This window comes from Terrabacter sp. BE26 (genome assembly GCF_041941675.1).
Taxonomy (GTDB): Bacteria; Actinomycetota; Actinomycetes; order Actinomycetales; family Dermatophilaceae; genus Terrabacter.
On the sequence record NZ_CP090122.1, the window covers coordinates 3,946,158 to 3,967,887 of the forward strand.

The following is a 21,730-nucleotide window of genomic DNA, read 5'->3' on the forward strand; positions in this document are numbered from 1 at the left end:
GGACCCGGCGAGCACATGGCATACGGCACGCAAGAAGCCCGCCCCCACGAACCGGACGGGCTTCTCGGTCGAGCAGTCTGTGTCGGGCCGTCAGGCCGTCTTGCGACGCCGCGGCTTCTCGCCACGGGACTCGCGCAGCAGCGTCAGGCGCTCCTCGAGCAGCTCCTCGAGCTCCGGGATGGAGCGACGCTCGAGCAGCATGTCCCAGTGCGTGCGCTGGTGCTTGACCGGCTTGGCCTCCGGCTCGGGGCCGTCGCCCTGCAGCTTGGCGTCGAGGCCGCAGCGGCACTCCCACGTGGAGGGGACGTCGGCCTCGATGGAGAAGGGAAGCTCGGTGCGGTGTCCCTGCGGGCAGACGTAGACGGTGAGCTGGCGCTCACTCGGGACGACGTTCTCGTCGGATTCCATGCTCCTCGCACCGAGGTTGGAACCGCGTAGTGCTCGATCGGCCATCTGGACCCCTCCAAGACTCTGCCCTGTGACACCTCTTCCGGTGTCATACCCTCACAGACCCTTGAACGACCCAATACGCCGCCTTGTTCCCTGGCGGGCGTCGAATTGTAAGCGGGTCTCAGACGACGAGCGGCACGGGGTTGCCGGCCTGCTCGATGCCCTCGCGCATACGAACCCGTGAGAGCAGCGCGCCACCCAGGGCGAAGAAGACGATGAGGGCGATGATGGCCCACCGGTAGCTGAGCGTGAACTGGTAGACGAGCCCGAAGATGAGCGTGCCGAACCAGCTCGTGCCCCGCTCCATGGCCTGGTAGAGGCTGAAGTACTCCGCCTCGCGGCCCCGGGGGATCAGCTGGCTGTAGAGGGAGCGGGAGAGCGCCTGGGTGCCGCCGAGGACGATGCCGATGAGCGCGGCCAGGGCGAGGAAGATCACGAGCGACTTCGACGGGACGAGGAAGGCGAAGACGACGACGAGGGTCCAGAGGCCGATCCCGTAGAGCACGGTGCGCCAGGCGCCGATGCTGGCGGCGACCCGCCCGAAGAGGCGAGCGCCGAAGAAGGCGACGAACTGCACGAAGAGGAAGACCCCCAGCACGGTCGTCTCCGAGAAGCCGAGCTCCTTGGAGCCGTAGACGCTCGCGCTGCCGATGACGGTCTGGATGCCGTCGTTGAAGAAGAGGTAGGCGAGCAGGAACAGCTTGGTCTGCGGGTAGTTGGCGAGGTCGCGGAAGGTGCTGCGCAGCTGCGCGATGCTGCCGCGGACGATCCCGGGGGAGCGGCCCACCGGCGCGTCCACCGTGCCCTCGAGGTGGCGCAGTCCGAGGTAGGGGATCAGGGTGAACCCGCCCCACCAGAGCCCGGCGGACAGGATGCTGATGCGGGTGGACAGGGCCCGGTCGAGGCCGAGATCGGTGTGGAAGAAGTCGAGGGCGAAGTTGAGGGCGAGCAGGATGCCGCCGCCCAGGTAGCCGAAGGCCCAGCCCTTCGAGGAGACGCGGTCGCGCTCGTTCTCGTTGGCGATGCGGCACAGGATCGAGTCGTAGACCACGAGGGAGGCGCCGAGGCAGATCCCGGCGACGACGACGAGCAGCGCCCCGAGCTGCCAGTTGGTGCCCGCGACGAGGAACATCAGGCTCCCGGCGAGCGCGCCGACCCAGGCGAAGCCGGCGAGCAGCCGCGTCGGCCGCGGGCTGCGGTCGGCGATGGCGCCGACGAAGATGAGCACGACGGCCGACAGGAGCGTCGTGAAGGTGACGGTGAAGAACCACAGCGAGCCGGGGGCGACCGGGATGCCGAGCACCGACAGGTCCGTCGCGCAGTCCTGGCCGGAGGGGAGACCGGGGCACGCCGCCTGCTCGGCCACTGACGTGAGGTAGGGGCTCATCAGCACCGTTGCCGTGGTGGTGACGTAGGCCGAGTTGGCCCAGTCGTACCAGTACCAGGCGCGCTGCTCGCGCGTCTCCGGGCGTGCGGCGTTGACGACGACGTGCGACATGGCAGGACTGTCCCACATGGTCGGGCCGCCCGGGCAGGGTCCGCGGCCAACACGCCGGAGGGGTCATTGCTCCGAGGCGTGTGGTGACTTTAGGGCTAAAGTATATGCGTGAGCGACGTTCCGGGGGACGAGGTCGGCAAGCTGGTCGAGGCGTGGGGACGGGAGCGCCCAGACGTCGACGTCTCGTCGATCGGCATCATCACCCCGGTGTGGCGGCTGGCCTCGGTCGTCATGGACCACCGGGCGCGCGTCCTGGCTCGGCACGGGCTCGACCAGAGCCATCTCGACGTCCTCGTCACGCTGCGGCTCAGCGGCGCGCCGTACCGCCTCAGCGCCGGTGAGCTGTCCCGGCGGTGTCGGGTGACGCCCGGAGCGACGACGCAGCGCGTGCAGGCCATGGAGCGGCTCGGCCTGGTGGCCCGGGTCCGTGAGGAGCCGGACCGCAGGACGGTGCACGTGCAGCTGACGCCGGCCGGGTCGTCCCGGCTCGACGGGCTCATCGCCGAGGTCATGGCGGCCGACGAGGCGCTGCTGGTCGGGCTGCAGCCCGAGCAGCGCACGGCGCTGGAGTCGTTGTTGCGCACGTGGCTGAGGTCGCTGGAGGCCGGCGTGGCGCGGTTGCCGGGTGGATCGGCATAACGCCGATAATCGACATTATGTCATTTCGGTGTTCGGGAGCCCTCCCCGTCGGTCTAGCCGTCGTCGTAGACACCGGCAGCGCCCCGTAGCCTTGGGCGCGATGCAGTGCGACTACTTCGACGCCGCCCGGTGCCGCTCGTGCACCCTCATGGGCGTCCCGTATGCCGTCCAGCTGGGCGACAAGCAACGCCACGTCGTCAACGTGCTGGCGCCCGTGACGCGCGGTGTCGCCTGGCTGCCCGCGCACGCCGGCCCCGAGGCGCACTTCCGCAACAAGGCCAAGCTCGTCGTCGGCGGCTCCCCCGGTGCGGTGACCGTCGGCATCCTCGACCGCGGCGGCAGCGGCGTCGACCTGCGTCACTGCGGTCTCTACGAGACGGGGCTCGACGAGCTGGTGCCGCGCGTCGCCGGCCTGCTGGACGCGCTGGGGCTCGAGCCCTACGACGTCCCGACGCGCCGGGGCGAGGTCAAGCACGTCCTGCTCACCCACTCCCCCGACGGCGAGGCGATGCTCCGCTTCGTCCTGCGCTCCCAGAAGCACGTGGCGCTCCTGCGCTCGCGCCTGCCTCTGCTGCTCGACGTGCTGCCCGAGGTGCGGGTCGTCTCGGTCAACCTCCAGCCGGAGCACAAGGCCATCACCGAGGGCGACGTCGAGATCGTCCTGACGGAGGCCGACGTCCTGCCGATGCGCCTCGGCGACGTCGTGCTGTTCCTGCGTCCCAACAGCTTCTTCCAGACCAACACCGGCGTGGCTACCGCGCTCTACCGGCAGGCTCGGGACTGGGTGGCCCGGGCCGACCCCGCCGTCGTCCTCGACCTCTACTGCGGTGTGGGTGGTTTCGCCCTGCAGGCCGCCGCCGCGCCGGGTCGGAGGAACCGGGTGGTCCGGGGCGTGGAGGTCGCCCCCGAGGCCGTCGTCTCGGCCCGGCGAAGCGCCGCGGCGTTGCACTCGTCCGGGGCGAGCGGCGCCGACCTCGCCTTCGCCGTTGGTGATGCCACCGACGTGATGGCACTGGCGGGGGTCACCGACCGTGCGGACGCCGCGTCGCTGGTCGTCGTCAACCCGCCCCGGCGCGGGATCGGCCCGGCGCTGGCCGCCTGGCTCGAGGCATCGGCGACCACCCACGTGCTCTACTCCAGCTGCAACGTCGAGAGCCTGGCCCGCGACCTCGCCGCCATGCCGACACTGCGGGCCCGCGAGGCGCGCCTGTTCGACATGTTCCCCCAGACCTCGCACCACGAGGTGGCCGTGCTGCTCGAGCGGGCAGACGGTGCCGGCCGGAGCTGACCGGGCCCCGTCGCGCCACGAGGACGGCGAGACGGACGCCGAACGCCTCGAGCGGGTACGCCGGCGGTTCCGCGAGTTCGGCAGCGAGTACGCATCGCTGCCGCTCTACGGCGCCGTGAGCCGGAGCGTCGCCGAGGATCCCACGACGGCAGAGCTGCTCGTCGCGGCGCAGCCCGGGCAGGCGCGTCCGGTGCTGTGGTTCGCCGCGCTGCACGACCTCGTGCTGCGACAGCCCGACCTCCGTGCGGCCCGGTGGTACGCCAGCGTGGTCGGGCGTGACTCCCTGCCCCAGGGTGACCCCTGGCCCGACGTGCGCGCCACGGTCCTGGAGCACGCCGACGAGCTGCGCCACCTCATCGCCTCGCGCACGACGCAGACCAACGAGGTCAACCGCAGCGTCTACCTTGCGGCAACACTCGCCGCCGCTGGGCGCGTCGGCCGCGAGAGCTCCGCGGCTCCCGCCTCCGCGCTGGGTCCCGTTGCCCTCGTCGAGCTCGGAGCCAGTGCCGGCCTGCTGCTCGGGCTGGATCGCTACCTCGTCACGGCGATGACGACCGACGGCATCCGCACCTCGGTCGGCGACGCGGCGTCCCCGGTCCGGTGCGAGGGCCTCGACCGGTCGGCCGGGCACCCCGCACTGGGGCCGTTGCCGCCGGTCCTCGGGCGCGCCGGCGTGGACCGGGAGCCCGTGGACCTCGAGGACGAGGACGCCGTGCGCTGGCTGCTGGCCTGTCTCTGGCCGGACGTGCCCGGACGGGTCGAGCGGTTCCGGGCCGCCCGGCAGCTCATGCGCTCCCGCCGCCCTCCCCTCGTTCTGCAGGGAGACCTCGTCGACGACGTCGCGGCAGGGGTCGACGCCGCACGACAGCAGGCTCGTGGTGCCGGAGGTGTCGACCACGTCATCGTCTACAGCTCCTGGGCCCTGACCTACGTCGAGCGCGACCGACGGGCAGCCCTGGCGCAGAAGCTGGCTGGGGTCGCCGAGACCGTGCCGCGGCTGAGCTGGCTCACGGCCGAGCCGCCCGATTGCGTGCCCGGCCTGCCTGACGACCCGCGCACCGAAGGTGCCCCCACCGTCCTCGGCCTGCGGACCTGGACGGCCGGTGCCGAGGCCGCGCCGCGCCTCGTCGGAACCGCACACCCGCACGGTGCCTGGGTCGACATCTGGTGACGTCGAGGAGCCACGGCGACGAACATCATAATGTCGATTATGGGCGAAATCGGTTGCGGCACAAGGGAATTCGCGTCCATTAGAGTCAACGCGGCTGTGATGGTGCCTCGACGACCCACCACGCCGCATACGGACTGAGCGACACCAGGCCGTCCGGGCCGCCGAACACGGGGTGGCCGCCGATGGCGTCGAACAGCCGCTCGATCCCCGCGTCGGCGAAGTGCCGGACGTCCACGGTTCGCCACGTCCCGGTCACGTTGTACGCGCACACCATCGACCCGCTGGGATGCGACCGCACCACCACGAGCACTCCGTCGTCGGTGTCCGCGACGACCCGCACGACAGCGGAGGCGTGCAGCTGCGGCAGGCCGGCGCGGACGCGGGCCAGGTGGCGCAGGCCCTGGAACACCTTGCCGGCGGTCGTGTCGAGGTCCGCCCGCTGCGCGGCCACGTCCCAGTCGAGGCGCTCCCGGTGCACCCAGCGGTTGTCGTCCTCGTGGCCGGGCTCGCGGTCCCACAGCGGGTCGTTGGGCAGCCCCAGCTCGTCCCCGCTCCACACGACCGGTATGCCGCCCCACCCGGCCACGACGGCGTGGGCCAGGAAGAGCCGTGCCAGGCCCAGCTCGCGCCCGGCGGGGTCATCCGCCTCCTCGCCGGCCTGCAGGCCCGTCAGCGCTGCTGCCGTCCCGCTGATCCGCTTGTCGCCGGTGGCCGGGTTGGCCTGGAACACCAGGCCGCGCGCCCACGAGCCGGGGAACTGGCCGGCATACCAGTCGGAGAGGAAACGCCGGTGCGCGAAGCCGTCGTGGCCGGCCCGCGCGGCGTCCTCGTCGTCGATGGCCCACCCGATGTCGTCATGGCAGCGGACGTAGCAGATCCAGGTGCCGCTGGGCGGCGTGGGCGGCAGGGCCGACAGCGCGACACGGGCCAGCCGCGTGCTGCCGGTGGCGAGCATCGACCACACCTGCACCATGAGGCTGTTGTGGTAGGCGATGTCGCTGACCCGGCCGACGTGGGTGCCGGTCCCGAGGTACTGCACGAGGTCGCGGGGTCCCACGATGGCCTCGGCCTTGAAGGCGAGCGCCGGGCAGGCGATGCGGGCCACGGCGCGCAGCGCCTGGGCGACCGCGTGCACCTCGGGCTGGTTCTGGCAGTTCGTCCCGAGCCGCTTCCACGTGAAGGCGATGGCGTCGAGGCGCAGCACCTCGACCCCGAGGTTGGCCAGGTGCAGCACGATCTCGGCGTACTCGACCAGCACGTCGGGGTTGGACCAGTCGACGTCCCACTGCCACTCGTTGAAGGTGGTCCAGACCCAGCCCTCGAGCTCGTCGTCCCAGGTGAAGTTGCCCGGCGCGAACTCGGGGAACACCTCGGGAAGGGTGCGCTCGTAGGCGTCGGGCACGACGCGGTCGGGGTAGACGTGGAAGTAGTCGCGGTAGCGCGACTCCCCCGCCCTGGCGCGGCGGGCCCACTCGTGCTCCCTGGCCACGTGGTTGAGCACGAGGTCCAGCACCAGCGAGATGCCTTCGCCGCGTAGTGCCCTCGTCAGCTCCCGCAGGTCCTCGGTGTCGCCGAGGTCGGGGCGGACACGTCTGTAGTCGGCCACGGCGTAGCCGCCGTCGTTGTCCCCCTCCCGCGGCAGCAGCAGCGGCATGAGGTGCAGGTAGGTGACGCCGAGGTCACGCAGGTAGTCGAGGCGACCGGCCACGCCGGGCAGGTCGTCGGCGAAGCGTTCGGTGTAGCAGGCGTAGCCGAACATCTCCGGCTGCTGGAGCCAGTCGGGACGCAGCAGGCGTCTCTGGTCGAGGCGGCGCAGCTCGGGGTCGCGTTCACGGAAGCCGGCGACGGCACGCTCGATGAGGCGCAGGGCGAGCGCCGACACGTCGTGCTCGGGGTAGAGCGTGGCGAGTGCCACCACGAGGTCATCACCCCAGCGTTCGAGGCGCAGCCGGATCGTCTCCTGCTCAGCCGGGTCGAGCCCTCCCAGCAGTGCCGTCATCGACTCCGGCTTGGGCGCGTGGCTCATGGGCCGATTGAACAGCACCGGGCGGCGCCATGACAGTGTCAGCGCCGGGGCGTCACTCGAAAGGCGTCGGGTCCCCCGCTCCGACGCGCGCCACCACGGGGTAGCCCTCGGACCAGTCGACCACGGTCGTCGGCTCGAGCCCGCACTCCCCCGAGTCGATGACGGCGTCGATGACGTGGTCGAGCTGGTCCTTGATGAGCCAGCCCTCCGTCATCGGCTCCTCTTCGTCGGGCAGCAGCAGCGTGCTCGAGAGGATCGGCTCGCCCATGGCCTTGAGCAGCTCCCGCACCACTGGGTGCTCGGGGATGCGCACGCCGACGGTCTTCTTCTTCGGGTGGAGCAGCCGCCTGGGCACCTCCTTGGTGGCCGGGAGGATGAACGTGTACGGCCCGGGCGTGGCGGCCTTGATGGCGCGGAAGACGGCGTTGTCGAGATGGACGAACTGGCCGAGCTGCGCGAAGTCCGAGCACACCAGCGTGAAGTGGTGCTTCTCGTCGAGGTGGCGGATGCGCAGGATGCGCTCCTTGCCCTGGGGGTTGTCGAGGGAGCAGCCGAGGGCGAAGCCCGAGTCGGTCGGGTAGGCGATGAGGCCGCCGGTCCGTAGGATCTCGACCGCCTGACCGATCGCCCGGGGTTGCGGGTCGACGGGGTGGACGTCGAAGTACTTCGCCATGGGCACACCCTGCCATGCTGGTCCGATGACGGAGCAGAAGGGTGAGCAGACGGGGCAGACCGAAGGAGAGCGTGACGGCGCGTCCGGCGGGTCCTCTGCCTCCGTGCAGGTGGTCGACAACCCGGAGAAGGGGCGGTTCGAGCTGCGCGACGGAGATGACGTCATTGGCGTCGCGGCCTACGCCCTCGTCCCTGGTGGCGGTGCCGACCAGCGCGAACGGGTGGTCTTCTTCCACACCGAGGTGCGTCCCGAGTACGAGGGGCAGGGCCTGGCGGCACGCCTCGCGTCGTACGCGCTCGACCGTACGGTGGAGTCCGGTCGGGCGATCGTGGCCCTCTGCCCGTACATCAAGGCCTACGTCACTCGTCACCCGGAGCCGTATGCCGCCCACCTCGTCGCGCCGACGCCTGCAGGCGTGAAGGCGGCCGAGCGGGCGAGCGCCGGGTGAGCGAGTGAGCGGGTGAGCGGGTGAACCGCCCGCACGTCGTCGTCGTGGGCGGGGGCATCGTCGGGTCCGCCGTCGCACGACGTCTCGCGCTGTCGGAACCGCGGCCCGAGGTGACCCTCGTCGAGAAGGAGCCCGAGCCCGCAAGGCACCAGACGTCGCGCAACAGCGGCGTGGTGCACGCCGGCATCTACTACGCGCCGGGCTCGGCGAAGGCGACCCTGTCCCGAGAGGGAGTCCGGCGGCTGAAGCGATACTGCACCGAGCGGGGACTGCCCTACGAGGAGGTCGGCAAGCTCGTCATCGCCCTCGACGAGACGGAGGAGATGCGGCTCCGCGACATCGAGGCCAGGGCGCGCGCCAACGGGGTCCCGGGCCTGCGCCGGCTCGACGCCCGGGGGCTGCGCGAGATCGAGACGCACGCGGTGGGACGGGCTGCGCTGCACTCCCCCACGACCGCGATCACCGACTTCTCGCTCGTGGCCTCCGCCATGCTGGACGACGCGAAGGCGGCCGGGGCGCAGGTCGTCACCGGCTTCGAGGTCGTCGGGCTCGAGCGTCGGGGCGAGGCCGTCGACGTCCGCGCCGCCGACGGGCGCGGCCTTCGCGCCGAGCGGGTGGTCCTTGCCGGCGGCCTGTATGCCGACCGGCTGGCGATGCTGGCGGGCGACGGCCCGAGCCCGGCGATCGTGCCCTTCCGGGGGGAGTACCACCGGCTGTCCCCCTTCGCGGCCCAGCTGGTGCGTGGCCTCGTCTACCCGGTGCCCGACCCGCGCCACCCGTTCCTGGGCGTCCATCTCACCCGGCGGGTCGACGGGACCGTGCTGCTCGGCCCCAACGCGGTGCTCGCGACGGCTCGCGAGGGGTACCGCAAGCGCGACGTCGACCTCGAGGTGCTCAAGGAGCTCGCGGCCTCTCCCGGGTTTCGGCGCCTCGCACGGGCCAACGTGCGCACCGGGGCCACCGAGGTCGTCGGCTCCCTCAGCCGTCGTGCGTTCGTCCGCCGCGCACGTCGCTACGTCCCCGCGATCGCCGAGTCGGACGTGCTACCGGCTGCGTCGGGGGTGCGCGCCCAGGCCATGGACCCGGACGGCTCGCTCGTCGAGGACTTCAGGTTCAGCCGGGTCGGGCCGGTCCTGTGCGTCCGCAACGCCCCGTCACCCGCCGCGACCGCCTCCCTGGCCATCGCGGACATGGTGGTCGCGCGGCTCGACCTCGGCTGAGCGCGCTCAGTGCTTGCCGAAGTAGGAGCTCGCGTTCATGGCCTCGATCACCGATGGTGTCTGGTGCAGGCCGACGGCATACCCACCCAGGCCCTTGACGGTCTCTGCGACCCCGATCACCGGAACGACGAGTCCCCAGGCAGTCGGGTGCAGGTCGGGGCCCTTGACGGGGTTCAGCGCGATCTGCGTGCCGAGCGCGTTGGGGAGCGCGCTGTCGCCGATCGGCGGCACGTGGTCGACGAACGACCCGAGCGGGTTCTGCAGGGTCGTGAGGATCTCGCCGCGCACGTGGTAGTTGCGGATCTGTCCGGAGGCCAGGGCGCCCTCGCCGTGGCTGAGGTCGAGGGCGGCAGCCACCGTGTTGGGATGCACTCCGGCCGCGTTGAACGTGACGGCCGGCACGTCGGTGGCGACGGAGGCCGTGCTGGCCAGACCACCGCCGAGCGAGTGCCCGGTGAGCACCATGTTCTCGCCGCCCACCCCGGCGGCGAGCTGCTGCGCCAGCGCGATCGCCTGCAGGTGCTGTGAGCTGAGCCCGCCGACTCCCTGCTCGGCGTTGGCCTCCCAGTCGGCGGCGCTCTTGGGGTCGGTGCCGGCGAAGGCCAGCACGTAGTGGCCCTGGGCGTCGCGATAGATGTTCGCGTCGAAGCCGCCGGGCCCGGTCAGGGTCCGCGGGTCGATGCCCAGGGCCTCCAGCTCGGATGGCTCGAGGGGGCGGTACGTCTCCGTGCCCGTGCCGTCGTAGACGCCCTGGGCGAGCTGGGCGAGCTCGAGGTCCATCTGGTGCGGCGTGGTGCCCCGCAGGCCGTCTGCGAAGGGCGGCAGGGAGGGTCCCGTGCCGCCGCCCGGGAAGCCGCCCGGGAAGCCCGGGACGGTGCCCGGTGCCAACGGGAAGAGGGCTCCAAGCTCGAGGAGGGGGCCCGTGGTCGTGCTCGCGGTGCGCTGGGCGCGGGCGTTGTCGCTGAGCCGGCGGGCGAGTCCGTCGAGGGTCGATCCCAGCGAGGACAGTGCTTCGGCCGTCGAGCGCCACCTCTGCTGGGCTGCCTCGGCATCGGCGCCGCCCCACGAGCGGCCGATGACGGCCAGGGCCCTCGTGCCGTTGGCCCGGATGCCGTCGACCTCACCGACGCACGCGCTCAGCTCGCGAGCGGAACGGTCCAGGGCCTCCGGGTCTGCACCCTTGCGGTAGAGCACGCGGTCCTCCTGTCGACGGTGGCCCCACCGTAGGCGGTGCTCGACGGCGAGGCCATGGGGAGCACTCCCCGCCTGCTCGGCCCCTGCCGTGACCGGTGTCTGCTCGGCCGGTGAGGTCAGGGAGGGGCGCTGACCCGCAGTTCCACGGGATGTGCCCTGGTCTGCCGCAGGGCTGACCGGGCACGAGGTGTGGAGGCCTGGGTTCAGGCTCGCAGGTCGGTGAGCATCGCCTCGAACGGGGTGACCTGCTCGAACGGGTCCACCCGCGCTGAGCGAGGCGCGCCGGAGACGAGGGCGGCGAACGCTGCCCCCGCCCGATCGATGCGCTCGCCGAGACGCCCCGCCTCGACGCTGCCCCAGTCCTCGCTCGCGGCGAAGACGGCGACCGGCGCGACGAGTGCACCGAGGTGGGCGAACAGCGGTCGCAGGGCGTGGTCGATGGCCAGGGAGTGGCGCGCCGTCCCGCCCGTGGCGCCGAGCAGCACCGGGGTGTCGCGCAGCGCGTTCTTCGGCAGGACGTCGACGAGCATCTTGAAGAGGCCGCTGTACGACGCGGCATACACGGGCGTGGCGACGACGAGCGCGTCGGCCTCGGCGATCGCGTCGAGCCGTACCTGCAGCTCGGGGGACGCGAAGCCGGTGAGGACGTTGTTGGTGACGTCGTGGGCGACGTCGCGCACGTCGATCACCTCGACGACGACCTCGTCGACGCCGTGACCGGCGAGCGCCCGCACCGTGGCCTCGGTGAGGCGGTCGGCGAGCAGCCGCGTCGAGGAGGGCTGGGTGACACCGGCCGTGATGACGGCGAGGTGGAACGGGGTCTGCGTGGTCACTTGGTCACCTCCGGGGTGATGGGCGCGGTGCTGGTGCTGGGGGTGGTGGGCTCGGGCGAGGCGCCGGTGACGTCGTCGCCGTCGGCATGGACGGTGGTGTCGTGCCCGCCACCGGCGGCGGCGGCGAGGCGAGCGGCGTGGGTCGGGGCGTCGGGCACGTGGGCCGGCTTGAGCGCGGCGAACTCCTTGCGCAGCACCGGCACGACCTCCTCGCCGAGGAGATCGAGCTGCTCGAGGACCGTCTTGAGCGGGAGGCCGGCGTGGTCGATGAGCCACAGCTGGCGCTGGTAGTCGCCGACGTAGTCGCGGAAGCCGAGGGTGCGCTCGATGACCTCCTGCGGGCTGCCGACGGTCAGCGGCGTCTGGCGGGTGAACTCCTCCAGCGAAGGACCGTGGCCGTAGACCGGGGCGTTGTCGAAGAAGGGGCGGAACTCGCGCACGGCGTCCTGGCTGTTCCTGCGCATGAAGACCTGGCCGCCGAGGCCGACGATCGCCTGGTCGGCGCTGCCGTGCCCGTAGTGCTCGAAGCGACGCCGGTAGAGCGACACCATCTGCTTGGTGTGGCTCGCGGGCCAGAAGATGTGGTTCGAGAAGAAGCCGTCGCCGTAGTACGCGGCCTGCTCGGCGATCTCGGGGCTGCGGATCGAGCCGTGCCACACGAACGGAGGCATGCCGTCGAGCGGGCGAGGCGTCGAGGTGAAGCCCTGCAGCGGCGTGCGGTACTTGCCCTGCCAGTCCACGACGTCCTCGCGCCACAGCCGGTGCAGCAGGGCGTAGTTCTCGATCGCGAGTGGGATGCCCTCGCGGATGTCCTTGCCGAACCACGGGTAGACCGGGCCGGTGTTGCCGCGGCCGAGCATGAGGTCCATGCGGCCCTCGCTCAGGTGCTGCAGGTAGGCGTAGTCCTGGGCGATCCGGACCGGGTCGTTCGTGGTGATGAGGGTCGTCGACGTCGAGAGGACGATGCGCCGGGTCTGGGCGGCGATGGAGGCCAGCAGGACGGGCGGGTTGGCCGGCGCGGCGAACGGCGGGTTGTGGTGCTCACCGGTGGCGAAGACGTCGAGTCCGACCTCCTCGGCCTTCTTGGCGATCGCGACCGTGGCCCGAATGCGCTCGTGCTCGGTGGGCGTACGACCCGTCGTGGGGTCGGTGGTGACGTCGCCCACCGTGAAGATCCCGAACTGCATGTGTCCCAGCTCCTTGTAGTTGATGATTCAATCGTATCCAACACCGCTGTCCCCTCCCCCATTCCCGACCAGTCGGGCGCCGCGCACGCGCTGTGGGATCCTGTCGCGGTGACTGCAGAGACCTCACCCAAGGACCGCTTCATCACGGTCTACGGCCGCAACCCGGTCCACGAGGTGCTCCTCGACGAGGGGCTGCAGGTCGACAAGGTCGTCATCGCCGACGGGGCCCGCGGTGCCGGGCTGCGAGAGATCCAGCAGGCGGCTCGCCGGCGCGGTGTCGTCGTCCAGAACGCCAGCACGGAGCGCGTGAAGAAGCTGGCCGGCAACGGCCGCCAGGACCAGGGCGTCTTCGCCGACGTCGTGGCACCCCGGATGCGCCCGCTCGACGCGGCGCTCGCGGACGGTGCCCGCACGCTCCGTACCGTGCTGGTGCTCGACGGGGTGACGACGCCGGCCAACGTCGGAATGATCCTGCGCTCGGCCACTGCTGCCGGTGTCGACGGAATTGTCGTGCCGCGCAAGGGCGTCGCCTCGCTCGACCCGCTCGTGGTGAAGGCCTCGGCAGGCGTCGCGTTCCGGGCCCCCATCCTCAAGGCGTTCACGGCAACCGAGGCGGTCGCCCAGCTCAAGGACGCCGGCTTCCACGTCGTCGGTCTCGACGCCGGCGGAGACGACGACCTCTTCGCGTCGCACCTGCCCGAGCCGATCGCCTTCGTGCTCGGCAGCGAGACCGCGGGCCTCACCCGCGAGGTCGCCGACCTCGTCGACACGTGGGTCTCGATCCCGATGGCCGCCGGCGTGGAGTCGCTCAACGTCTCCGCGGCCGCTGCCGTGGTCTGCTTCGAGCTCGTCCGCCGCTGGCGCGCTTGAGCCTCAGGCGCCCCACTTCTCGGCGAGGGCGCGAACGACCTTGATGTCGCGGGCTGTGCCGGTGGCCCCGGTGACGCGCTCGAGCCTCGCGTTGGTCAGCTTGGCCTCGTGGGCCGGCTTGGTGAGGAAGAGCACGACGTCGGACCCGAGCACGAGGACTCGTTCTCCGGGGACGTCCCACCCCTCGAGTGCCGCGCGACCGGCTGCGCTCATCGGGCCCGTCGTGAAGGTGACGTAGCGGCGGGCCTCGGGCCCGAGGGGCGACTCGACCGCGTCGGCCCGGGCCGCCGTGCGGGAGAGCTCGGCCGGCGACCGGACGATGGCCGGCACGTCGAAGCCGAACTCGTCGCTGAGCAGCAGCCGCAGCGTCGTCTCCACCTCGTCCGCGGTGCTCATCGAGGTCGTGACCCGGACGTTGCCGCTCTGGATGTGGGTGGCGACCTCGCCGAAGCCGCTGGCGGCCAGGTGTTTCCGCAGGCGTTCCATCTTGACCCAGCGCTGCCCCACATTGACCGCACGAAGGAACGCGATGTAGGTGTTCACGGCCGGACTCCCTCCACCGCGTAGGAGCAGACGCCCTGGCCGACCGCGTGGATGCGTCCGCCGACGTGCACCCCGCCGAGCCCGTCGACATCGAGCAGCAGTCGCGAGGGCCGGCCGACGGCGGCTCCTTGGCTGACGACCACGGACACGTCGCGCACCCCTCGGGCCGCGAGCCAGCCGCCGAGGTTGGCGCAGGCCGAGCCCGTGGCGGGGTCCTCGAGGACCGACGGGCCCTGGGTGTAGAAGAGCCGCGCCTCGATGGTCGACGGTCCCGTCCAGGCCCATACGTAGGCGTGCGGTGGGCGCCCCGGCGAGGTCATGTGCTCGGTCATCGCGTGCGGCTCTGGGGTGCAGGCCCGCACGGCCTCGGCGGTCACGAGGCGCACGACGAGCTGCTCGACGCCGGAGTCGACCCACGAGGCGTCGGCGCGCACGACCAATGCGGGCTCGATCCCCAGCGCCGCCGCAAGGTCGGTACCGCTCGAGGTGACCTCGCGCAGCGTGGCGGGCCGGGCGGCCAGTCGCCAGCCGTGCTCGGTGCGCACCACGGGGATGCGACCCGCTGGCATGGTCAGGTGGACCCGGTCGGCGCCGTCCGCCAGGCCCGCGACGACCTCGGCCGCGCCGAGGGTCGGGTGTCCGGCGAACGGCATCTCGTGCTCGGGGGTGAAGATCCGCACCTGCGCCTCCCGTGCGGCCTCGCCCTCACCCACCGACGTGACGAACGCCGACTCGCTGAGGTTGAACTGGCGAGCCCACGCCTGCATCTCGTCGTCGCCCAGCGCGGCTGCATCGGGAAAGACGCACAGGGGGTTGCCCGAGAAGGGGTCCCCGTCGATGGCGAAGACGTTGAGCAGTCGGAATGGCAGGTCCATGGCGGAAGTGTGCCCCAGCCCTCCGACAGCGCACACCGGACAGGCCGCCGATACTGTGGAAGTCATGGCCTCCCCCGACCGGGTCGTGCCCGGCAACATCTATCTCTTCCGGCACGGCGAGACGGAGTGGTCCCTCACGGGGCAGCACACCGGCACCACCGACCTGCCGCTGCTGCCCGAGGGCGAGGCGGCAGCGCGCGAGCTCGCCGGCGTGCTCCGGTCCCATCGGTTCGAAAGGGTGCTCGTCTCGCCCCTGCAGCGCGCGAAGCGCACGGCCGAGCTCGCCGGCCTCGGCGACTTCGAGGTCGAGCCGCTGCTGCGCGAGTGGGACTACGGCGCGTACGAGGGCATCACGACCGAGCAGATCAGCGCCGAGGTCGACCATCCCTGGGAGGTCTTCGCCGACGGCGTGAAGCCCGGGGCCACACCGGGCGAGACCATCGAGCAGGTCGCCGCCCGCGCGCAGCAGGTCATCGACAAGGTCTGGCCCGACCTCGAGCGCGGAGACGTCGCGCTCTTCGGCCACGGCCACGCCCTGCGCGTGCTGACGGCCGTCTACCTGCAGGTCGACCCCCGCTTCGGCCAGCAGCTCATCCTCGACGCAGGCTCGATGAGCGTGCTGACCCACCACCGCGCCACCCGCTGCATCGGGATGTACAACCTCTCCCCCTGGCGCCTGCTCGCAGACTGAGCCCACTCGCCGGCTCGCCCATGCCGCCCCCGGGCACACGGCATACGCCCTCTGCGCTGTGGCGCAGCGTTCGTCCTCGGAACCGTCGGCGAGCTCAGCCGCCGGGGAGCTCCCACGTGTGCACCGGCTCGTTGGCCATCATGCCCTCGATGTAGCGGGCCAACATCTCGCGCAGCGCCTTGTCGCGGGTCAGGCCCCGGCTCTCGAGGCGGGCGACGCACTCGGTCTGCCAGGAGGCGCCGTTGACCCCCTGGAGGCAACGCTGCTCGATGATGGTGAGGAACCGGTCGCGCACCGCGCTGGAGACGCCCCAGCGCTGCAGGCCCTCGTGAGCCATCGGCAGGAGGCGGCGCAGCACGAGCTCGGGGGCCGGGACGTCACCGAAGCCGGGCCAGTAGGTGCGCGCGTCGATGCCGAGGCGGGCGGCCTCCTCGAAGTTGGACTCGGCGGCCGAGAAGCTCATGCGCGTCCACACCGGGCGGTCCTCCTCGGCGAGCACGCGGATCGTGCCGTAGTAGAAGGCGGCGTTGGCCATGACATCGGCGATGCTCGGCCCGGCGGGCAGGACGCGGTTCTCGACGCGCAGGTGCGGGCGGCCGTGGACGATGTCGTAGATCGGGCGGTTCCAGCGGTAGACGGTGCCGTTGTGCAGGCGCAGCTCCCTCAGCTCGGGCACCTCGCCCCGCTCGAACACGTCCTCGGGCTCCTCGTCGTAGAGCTCGGGCAGCAGGGCCGGGAAGTAGCGGACGTTCTCCTCGAAGAGGTCGAAGATCGAGGTGATCCAGCGCTCGCCGAACCACACCCGTGGGCGCACGCCCTGGTTCTTCAGCTCGACCGACCTGGTGTCGGTGGCCTGGGTGAAGAGCGGGATGCGCGTCTCGGCCCACAGCCGCTGGCCGAGGAAGAAGGGCGAGTTGGCGCCGAGCGCGAGCTGTGGTCCGGCGAGCACCTGGGCGGCGTTCCAGTGGTCGGCGAAGCGCTCGGGCTGGACCTGCAGGTGCAGCTGGATCGAGGTGCAGGCCGACTCGGGCGCGAGGCTGTCGGAGTAGCGCGCGATCCGCTCGCCCGTCGGCCCCTCCAGCTCGAGCCACACGTCCTCGCCGCGGGCGTCGAGGACCGCGTTGTTGAGCGCGGCGTAGCGGATGTTCTCGCTGATCCAGTCGCCCTCGAAGTGCTCGGGCATGACCGTCGGCAGGATCCCGATGGCCACGATGCCGGCGCGCGCCTCGGCGGCCTTCTCCGAGGCCCGGTTGAGCGACTCGCGCAGGTGCTCCTCGAGCTCCAGCGCCGCGTCTCCGGGCAGCGGGCGGGGGTGCACGTTGAGCTCGATGTTGTAGCGCGCGAGCTCGGTCTGGTAGTTCTCGTCGGCGATCTGCTCGAGCACCGTCTTGTTGTCCAGCTTGGGCCCGAGGTCCTCGTTGACGAGGTTGAGCTCGATCTCGAGCCCGGTCATGGGCCGGTCGAACTCGAACTCGCTCGTCCCGAGCATGCGCTCGAAGACGTCGAGGTCGCGGCGCACCTTCTCGCGGTAGTGCTGCCGCTGCTCGCGTGTGTACCTGGCCTGCTCGACATCCGCTCCCACGTGCCGAGACAACCACACTCGACGGGCTCGTGCGAGCCCGTCGAGCGGAGTGTTCAGCTCTCGAACGCCTCCGGCGGCGGGCAGGAGCACACGAGGTTGCGGTCGCCGTAGGCCCCGTCGATGCGGCTGACCGGCGGCCAGTACTTGTCGGGGGCGTGGACACCCACCGGGAAGGCGGCCTGGACGCGGTCGTAGGGGTGGTCCCACTCCCCCGCGATGTTGAGGGCGGTGTGCGGCGCGTGCCGCAGCATGCTGTCGGCGACGGCAACCTCGCCGGCACGGATCGCCTCGATCTCGCCGCGGATGGCGATCATGGCGTCGCAGAAGCGGTCGAGCTCGTAGAGGTTCTCGGATTCGGTGGGCTCGACCATCAGCGTGCCCGCGACCGGGAAGCTCATGGTGGGGGCGTGGAAGCCGTAGTCGACGAGGCGCTTGGCGATGTCGTCGACGGTCACTCCGGTCTCGGCCGTGATCTGGCGGACGTCGAGGATGCACTCGTGCGCCACGAGCCCGTCGTCGCCGGAGTAGAGCACGGGGAAGTGCTCGCGCAGGCGCGCGGCGATGTAGTTGGCGCCCAGGACGGCCATCTGCGTCGCGTGCTTGAGCCCGTCGCCGCCCATCAGCCGGACGTAGGCCCACGAGATCGGCAGGATGCCGGCCGAGCCGTACGGGGCCGCCGAGACGGGTCCCACGCCGGTCTCAGGGCCGGCCTCGGGGGCGAGCGGGTGGTTGGGCAGGTGCGGCGCCAGGTGGGCGCGGACCGCGACGGGGCCGACGCCGGGGCCGCCGCCGCCGTGCGGGATGCAGAAGGTCTTGTGCAGGTTGAGGTGGCTGACGTCGGCGCCGAACTTGCCGGGCTGGGCCAGGCCGACGAGCGCGTTGAGGTTGGCGCCGTCGACGTAGACCTGGCCGCCCGCGTCGTGGACGAGCTCGCACAGCTCGGTGATGGTGTCCTCGTAGACCCCGTGGGTCGAGGGGTAGGTCACCATGATCGCGGCGAGGTCGTCGCGGTGCGCCTCGACCTTGGCGCGCAGGTCGTCCATGTCGACGGTGCCGCCGGCAGCCGTCTTGACGACGACGACCTTGAGGCCGGCCATGACCGCCGACGCCGCGTTGGTGCCGTGCGCGCTGGCGGGGATGAGGCACACCCGGCGGTGGCCCTCGCCGCGCGCCTGGTGGTAGGCGTGGATGGCGAGCAGGCCGGCGAACTCCCCCTGGGATCCCGCGTTGGGCTGGAGCGACACGGCGTCGTAGCCGGTGATCTCGCACAGCCACGACGACAGGTCGTCGATGAGCGAGCGGATGCCCTCGGTTTGCTCGGCCGGAGCGAAGGGGTGCAGGTTCGCGAACTCGGGCCAGGTGATGGCCTCCATCTCCGTGGTCGCGTTGAGCTTCATCGTGCACGAGCCGAGCGGGATCATGCCGCGGTCGAGCGCGAAGTCGCGGTCGGAGAGCCGGCGCAGGTAGCGCAGCATCGCGGTCTCCGAGTGGTGCTCGTGGAAGACCGGATGCGTGAGGAACTCGGACGTGCGCTCGAGCCCCTGCGGTATGCCGTGTGCACCCTGCGCGACGAGGTCGCCGTGGCGCTCCGGCGAGCTCTCCACGCCGAAGGCCCGGAGCACGGCAGCGACCGTGGCGAGGTCGGAGGTCTCGTCGAGGCTGAGCGAGACGCGGTCGTCGTCGACGCGCCAGACGTTGATCCCCCGGTCGGCGAAGGTGCTGACGACGTCGGCGGCCCGACCCGGGACCACGATCGTCAGCGTGTCGAAGAAGGACGTCGTCTCGACGTCGACGCCACCGTCGACGAGGGCCTCGCGCAGGCCCGCGGTGAGCCCGGCCACGCGCTTGGCGATGGCCACGAGGCCGGCCGGACCGTGCCACACGGCATACATGCTCGCCATGACGGCGAGGAGCACCTGGGCGGTGCAGATGTTGGAGGTCGCCTTCTCGCGGCGGATGTGCTGCTCCCGGGTCTGCAGGGCCAGCCGGTACGCCTGGTGGCCCTGGGCGTCGACCGAGACGCCGACGAGACGGCCGGGGATCTGGCGCTCGAGACCGCGGTGCACGGCCATGTAACCGGCGTGCGGACCACCGAAGCCCATCGGGACACCGAAGCGCTGGGCGCTGCCGACGGCGATGTCGGCGCCCCACTCCCCCGGCGCCTTCGCGAGCGTGAGGGCGAGGAGGTCGGCGCAGGCGGTGACGAGTCCCTTCGCCCCGTGGACGGCGGAGGTCAGGGCCGACCAGTCGACGATCTCGCCGGTCGCATCGGGGTACTGCACGATCGCCCCGACGACCGCCTTGCCGCCGGCGGCCGCTTCGAGCGACTCGGGGTCGGCGACCGCGCGCAGGTCGGCGACGACGAGCGGGAGGCCGAGTGCCTCTGCTCGCGTGCGCATGACGGCGATCGTCTGGGGGAAGAGCCGCTCGTCGACGAGGATCACGCCGTCGGTGGCCGCCTTGCTCGCGCGCCGCATCAGCGACATCGCCTCGGCCGCGGCGGTCGACTCGTCGAGGAGGGAGGAGCCTGCGACGTCGAGACCGGTGAGGTCGGTGATGACCGTCTGGAAGTTCAGCAGCGCCTCGAGGCGGCCCTGCGAGATCTCCGGCTGGTAGGGCGTGTAGGCGGTGTACCAGGCCGGGTTCTCCAGCACGTTGCGGCGCACGACCGGAGGCGTGACGGTGCCGTAGTAGCCCAGCCCGATGAGGGAGGTGAGCACGGTGTTGCGCGACGCGAGCGCGTGGAGCTCCTCGATGACGGCATTCTCGCTGGGGGCGGCCTGCAGCCCAAGCGGGGCGTCGGAGCGGATGGCGCCCGGGATCGCGCGGTCGCTCATCGCGTCGAGGCTCGGCTGTCCGACGACCTCGAGCATGCGTCGCACGTCGTCCCCCGCAGGACCCACGTGGCGAGTCACGAAGTCGGCCATGGCCGTCGGGGCGGAGCTTCCGGTGGTGACGGGCACGGACTGGTCGATCGACATTGCGGCTCCTGGCGGGGTTAGAGCGGACGACACACGCTCCCCGTCTGTCGCGCGACCGTCACCGGTGCCTCCAGAGTTGCCTCACCCGCGTGGTCCTGGCGCCTGAGAGGTTCCGGGGATGTTGCCCCTTCGGCGCCCCGTAGGTGCCGAGGCACCCCGAGGACTCTCCCACGCAGGGTCGATCGGCACGTCAAATCTAGCAGCCGGGGGTCGGTGGGGTGACCGCCGGCGACCGGACGGGGCTCAGGCCATCCGGCGGGCCTGGCGGCGCGCGCCCAGCTCGTCGCCGGGGTGCTCCGCAGGGGTCTCGTCGACCCGCTCGCTCGGGAGCATGGCCAGCTCGCCCTCGACCTCGCGCCAGACGCGCCCGACAGCGATGCCGAAGACGCCCTGGCCGCCCTGGACGAGGTCGATGACCTCGTCTGCGGAGGTGCACTCGTAGACGGAGGCGCCGTCGCTCATCAGCGTGATCTGGGCGAGGTCCTCGACGCCCCGCTCGCGCAGGTGGCTGATGGCGACGCGGATCTGCTGCAGTGAGACCCCGGTGTCGAGCAGGCGCTTGACCACCTTGAGCACGAGGATGTCGCGGAAGCCGTAGAGGCGCTGGGTGCCCGACCCCGTGGCGGTGCGCACCGAGGGCTCGACGAGCCCGGTGCGAGCCCAGTAGTCGAGCTGGCGGTAGGTGATCCCGGCCGCCTTGCAGGCAGTGGGACCGCGGTAGCCGCTGTCCTCGGCCAGTTCCGGCAGGTCGTCGGTGAACAGCAGGCCCTGCGACCCGACGGGCATGGCCCGGCTCGCGTCGTGCGCGTCCTCGATGGCGGCCATATGCCGTCCTCCTCCTGCTTGGGCTGCGCGCCGGTCGACGATCGCACAGACGACATGGGGATAACTACAGTCACGTCGTTCTCCGACGGTAGGCCGCCGCCCGCCTCCGGTCAATGACCGCGGCGGCTGGGTGCCCGGCGTGTCGATCGACGGACCCAGACCCTCGATGTCTACGTGAAGGTGAGGGGTTCTTGGTGCAGGGCCGGTCTGCTCACTCCGGCAGGTCGGGCCGGTCCGGGCGGTCCTCCGTCTCGTCCTCCGGGGCCGGGCCCTGGAAGTCCTCGGCGGAAACGTGGTCGAGGAACTCCTTGAACTTCTCCACCTCGTCGTCCTCCTCGGAGGACACCACGATCGCAGCCTCGTCCAGGATCGCCGCTTCCACCAGGACCGGGGACCCGGTGCGCAGGGCAAGGGCGATGGCGTCGCTGGCCCGGGAGCTCACCTCCGTCTTGCCACCGTCGATGACGAGCGACGCGTGGAACACCGAGTCCTTGAGGGCGACGATGCGCACCTCGGTCAGCTCGTGCCCGAGGACGGCGAGGATGTCGCGCATGAGGTCGTGCGTCAGCGGCCGTGGCGGGACCACGCCCTGCTGCGCATACGTGATCGCGGCTGCTTCGGCGGCGCCGATCCAGATCGGCAGGTAGCGCCCGCCGTCCCTCTCGCGCAGCAGCACGATCGGGTGGTTCGTGGGCATCTCGACGCGTACGCCGAGGACATCGACCTCTCTCACGCC

20 protein-coding genes and 1 riboswitch are annotated in these 21,730 nt (G+C 71.6%); of the genes, 7 read left to right on the forward strand and 13 right to left on the reverse strand.

The window, feature by feature from the left end:
• Positions 1-90: 90 nt before the first annotated feature.
• The gene (locus LQK93_RS18000) at positions 91-453 is read right to left on the reverse strand and encodes an RNA polymerase-binding protein RbpA (protein ID WP_374969136.1); all 363 of its coding nucleotides are present in this window, start codon (positions 451-453) and stop codon (positions 91-93) included.
• Between the two features lie 118 nt (positions 454-571).
• A complete protein-coding gene (locus LQK93_RS18005) occupies positions 572-1,948 on the reverse strand; it encodes an MFS transporter (protein ID WP_374969137.1) in 1,377 nt (458 codons plus the stop codon).
• A 108-nt stretch (positions 1,949-2,056) separates the two neighbouring features.
• On the opposite strand from LQK93_RS18005, the gene LQK93_RS18010 reads away from it, so the two are divergent.
• From LQK93_RS18010 to LQK93_RS18020, 3 genes are all read left to right on the forward strand, one after another.
• The gene (locus tag LQK93_RS18010; RefSeq protein WP_374969138.1) at positions 2,057-2,587 is read left to right on the forward strand and encodes a MarR family winged helix-turn-helix transcriptional regulator; all 531 of its coding nucleotides are present in this window, start codon (positions 2,057-2,059) and stop codon (positions 2,585-2,587) included.
• A gap of 100 nt (positions 2,588-2,687) precedes the next feature.
• Positions 2,688-3,875: a methyltransferase domain-containing protein gene (locus tag LQK93_RS18015; protein ID WP_374969139.1), complete on the forward strand. Its 1,188-nt coding sequence runs from the start codon at positions 2,688-2,690 to the stop codon at positions 3,873-3,875.
• Positions 3,859-5,046, forward strand: a complete 1,188-nt coding sequence (locus tag LQK93_RS18020) for a DUF2332 domain-containing protein (RefSeq protein WP_374969140.1) — start codon at positions 3,859-3,861, stop codon at positions 5,044-5,046. The genes LQK93_RS18015 and LQK93_RS18020 overlap by 17 nt, the downstream gene beginning before the upstream one ends.
• Before the next feature lie 85 nt (positions 5,047-5,131).
• On the opposite strand, the gene LQK93_RS18025 is transcribed toward LQK93_RS18020, so the two are convergent.
• A complete protein-coding gene (locus tag LQK93_RS18025) occupies positions 5,132-7,072 on the reverse strand; it encodes an alpha-amylase family protein (RefSeq protein WP_374969141.1) in 1,941 nt (646 codons plus the stop codon).
• Between the two features lie 52 nt (positions 7,073-7,124).
• A complete protein-coding gene (locus LQK93_RS18030) occupies positions 7,125-7,745 on the reverse strand; it encodes an L-threonylcarbamoyladenylate synthase (RefSeq protein WP_374969142.1) in 621 nt (206 codons plus the stop codon).
• Between the two features lie 25 nt (positions 7,746-7,770).
• On the opposite strand from LQK93_RS18030, the gene LQK93_RS18035 reads away from it, so the two are divergent.
• Together LQK93_RS18035 and lhgO are read left to right on the forward strand one after the other, a co-directional pair.
• Positions 7,771-8,193: a GNAT family N-acetyltransferase gene (locus LQK93_RS18035; protein WP_374969143.1), complete on the forward strand. Its 423-nt coding sequence runs from the start codon at positions 7,771-7,773 to the stop codon at positions 8,191-8,193.
• A gap of 20 nt (positions 8,194-8,213) precedes the next feature.
• A complete protein-coding gene (gene lhgO / locus LQK93_RS18040; RefSeq protein WP_374969144.1) occupies positions 8,214-9,413 on the forward strand; it encodes an L-2-hydroxyglutarate oxidase in 1,200 nt (399 codons plus the stop codon).
• A 6-nt stretch (positions 9,414-9,419) separates the two neighbouring features.
• Here lhgO and LQK93_RS18045 read toward each other — a convergent pair whose 3' ends face one another.
• From LQK93_RS18045 to LQK93_RS18055, 3 genes are all read right to left on the reverse strand, one after another.
• A complete protein-coding gene (locus LQK93_RS18045) occupies positions 9,420-10,607 on the reverse strand; it encodes a hypothetical protein (protein ID WP_374969145.1) in 1,188 nt (395 codons plus the stop codon).
• Positions 10,608-10,810: 203 nt separating this feature from the next.
• Positions 10,811-11,440, reverse strand: a complete 630-nt coding sequence (locus LQK93_RS18050; RefSeq protein ID WP_374969146.1) for a CE1759 family FMN reductase — start codon at positions 11,438-11,440, stop codon at positions 10,811-10,813.
• The gene (locus LQK93_RS18055) at positions 11,437-12,627 is read right to left on the reverse strand and encodes an LLM class flavin-dependent oxidoreductase (RefSeq protein WP_374969147.1); all 1,191 of its coding nucleotides are present in this window, start codon (positions 12,625-12,627) and stop codon (positions 11,437-11,439) included. The genes LQK93_RS18050 and LQK93_RS18055 overlap by 4 nt, the downstream gene beginning before the upstream one ends.
• A gap of 108 nt (positions 12,628-12,735) precedes the next feature.
• Between LQK93_RS18055 and LQK93_RS18060 the strand changes: the two genes are divergently transcribed.
• Complete coding sequence (locus LQK93_RS18060; RefSeq protein WP_374969148.1) at positions 12,736-13,497, forward strand: TrmH family RNA methyltransferase; 762 nt, start codon at positions 12,736-12,738, stop codon at positions 13,495-13,497.
• 3 nt (positions 13,498-13,500) lie between these two features.
• Here LQK93_RS18060 and LQK93_RS18065 read toward each other — a convergent pair whose 3' ends face one another.
• Together LQK93_RS18065 and LQK93_RS18070 are read right to left on the reverse strand one after the other, a co-directional pair.
• Positions 13,501-14,040: a DUF1697 domain-containing protein gene (locus LQK93_RS18065; protein WP_374969149.1), complete on the reverse strand. Its 540-nt coding sequence runs from the start codon at positions 14,038-14,040 to the stop codon at positions 13,501-13,503.
• Positions 14,037-14,915, reverse strand: a complete 879-nt coding sequence (locus LQK93_RS18070) for a PhzF family phenazine biosynthesis protein (RefSeq protein WP_374969150.1) — start codon at positions 14,913-14,915, stop codon at positions 14,037-14,039. The genes LQK93_RS18065 and LQK93_RS18070 overlap by 4 nt, the downstream gene beginning before the upstream one ends.
• 64 nt (positions 14,916-14,979) lie before the next feature.
• Here LQK93_RS18070 and LQK93_RS18075 point away from each other — a divergent pair, with 64 nt between their 5' ends.
• Positions 14,980-15,606: a histidine phosphatase family protein gene (locus LQK93_RS18075; RefSeq protein WP_374969151.1), complete on the forward strand. Its 627-nt coding sequence runs from the start codon at positions 14,980-14,982 to the stop codon at positions 15,604-15,606.
• A gap of 94 nt (positions 15,607-15,700) precedes the next feature.
• Here the strand turns inward: LQK93_RS18075 and LQK93_RS18080 are convergent, their stop codons facing one another.
• The 4 genes from LQK93_RS18080 to LQK93_RS18095 form a co-directional block, all read right to left on the reverse strand.
• The gene (locus LQK93_RS18080; RefSeq protein ID WP_374969152.1) at positions 15,701-17,188 is read right to left on the reverse strand and encodes a glutamate--cysteine ligase; all 1,488 of its coding nucleotides are present in this window, start codon (positions 17,186-17,188) and stop codon (positions 15,701-15,703) included.
• Between the two features lie 53 nt (positions 17,189-17,241).
• Positions 17,242-20,169, reverse strand: a complete 2,928-nt coding sequence (gene gcvP, locus LQK93_RS18085; protein WP_374969153.1) for an aminomethyl-transferring glycine dehydrogenase — start codon at positions 20,167-20,169, stop codon at positions 17,242-17,244.
• Positions 20,170-20,249: 80 nt separating this feature from the next.
• Positions 20,250-20,350, reverse strand: a riboswitch (glycine riboswitch).
• 62 nt (positions 20,351-20,412) lie between these two features.
• Positions 20,413-20,994 (reverse strand): MerR family transcriptional regulator, encoded by a 582-nt coding sequence (locus LQK93_RS18090; protein WP_374969154.1) that lies wholly within the window; start codon positions 20,992-20,994, stop codon positions 20,413-20,415.
• Between the two features lie 211 nt (positions 20,995-21,205).
• Positions 21,206-21,727, reverse strand: coding sequence for a bifunctional nuclease family protein (locus LQK93_RS18095; RefSeq protein WP_374969155.1), 522 nt, complete (start codon positions 21,725-21,727; stop codon positions 21,206-21,208).
• Between the last annotated feature and the right edge of the window lie 3 nt (positions 21,728-21,730).

Bases quoted from the DNA above. Each gene is read 5' to 3' on its own strand.
- LQK93_RS18000 (WP_374969136.1), bottom strand. From the start codon at position 453: ATGGCCGATCGAGCACTACGCGGTTCCAACCTCGGTGCGAGGAGCATG.
- LQK93_RS18005 (WP_374969137.1), bottom strand. From the start codon at position 1,948: ATGTCGCACGTCGTCGTCAACGCCGCACGCCCGGAGACGCGCGAGCAG.
- LQK93_RS18015 (WP_374969139.1), top strand. From the start codon at position 2,688: ATGCAGTGCGACTACTTCGACGCCGCCCGGTGCCGCTCGTGCACCCTC.
- LQK93_RS18025 (WP_374969141.1), bottom strand. From the start codon at position 7,072: ATGAGCCACGCGCCCAAGCCGGAGTCGATGACGGCACTGCTGGGAGGG.
- LQK93_RS18030 (WP_374969142.1), bottom strand. From the start codon at position 7,745: ATGGCGAAGTACTTCGACGTCCACCCCGTCGACCCGCAACCCCGGGCG.
- LQK93_RS18035 (WP_374969143.1), top strand. From the start codon at position 7,771: ATGACGGAGCAGAAGGGTGAGCAGACGGGGCAGACCGAAGGAGAGCGT.
- LQK93_RS18055 (WP_374969147.1), bottom strand. From the start codon at position 12,627: ATGCAGTTCGGGATCTTCACGGTGGGCGACGTCACCACCGACCCCACG.
- LQK93_RS18070 (WP_374969150.1), bottom strand. From the start codon at position 14,915: ATGGACCTGCCATTCCGACTGCTCAACGTCTTCGCCATCGACGGGGAC.
- LQK93_RS18075 (WP_374969151.1), top strand. From the start codon at position 14,980: ATGGCCTCCCCCGACCGGGTCGTGCCCGGCAACATCTATCTCTTCCGG.
- gcvP (WP_374969153.1), bottom strand. From the start codon at position 20,169: ATGTCGATCGACCAGTCCGTGCCCGTCACCACCGGAAGCTCCGCCCCG.
- LQK93_RS18090 (WP_374969154.1), bottom strand. From the start codon at position 20,994: ATGGCCGCCATCGAGGACGCGCACGACGCGAGCCGGGCCATGCCCGTC.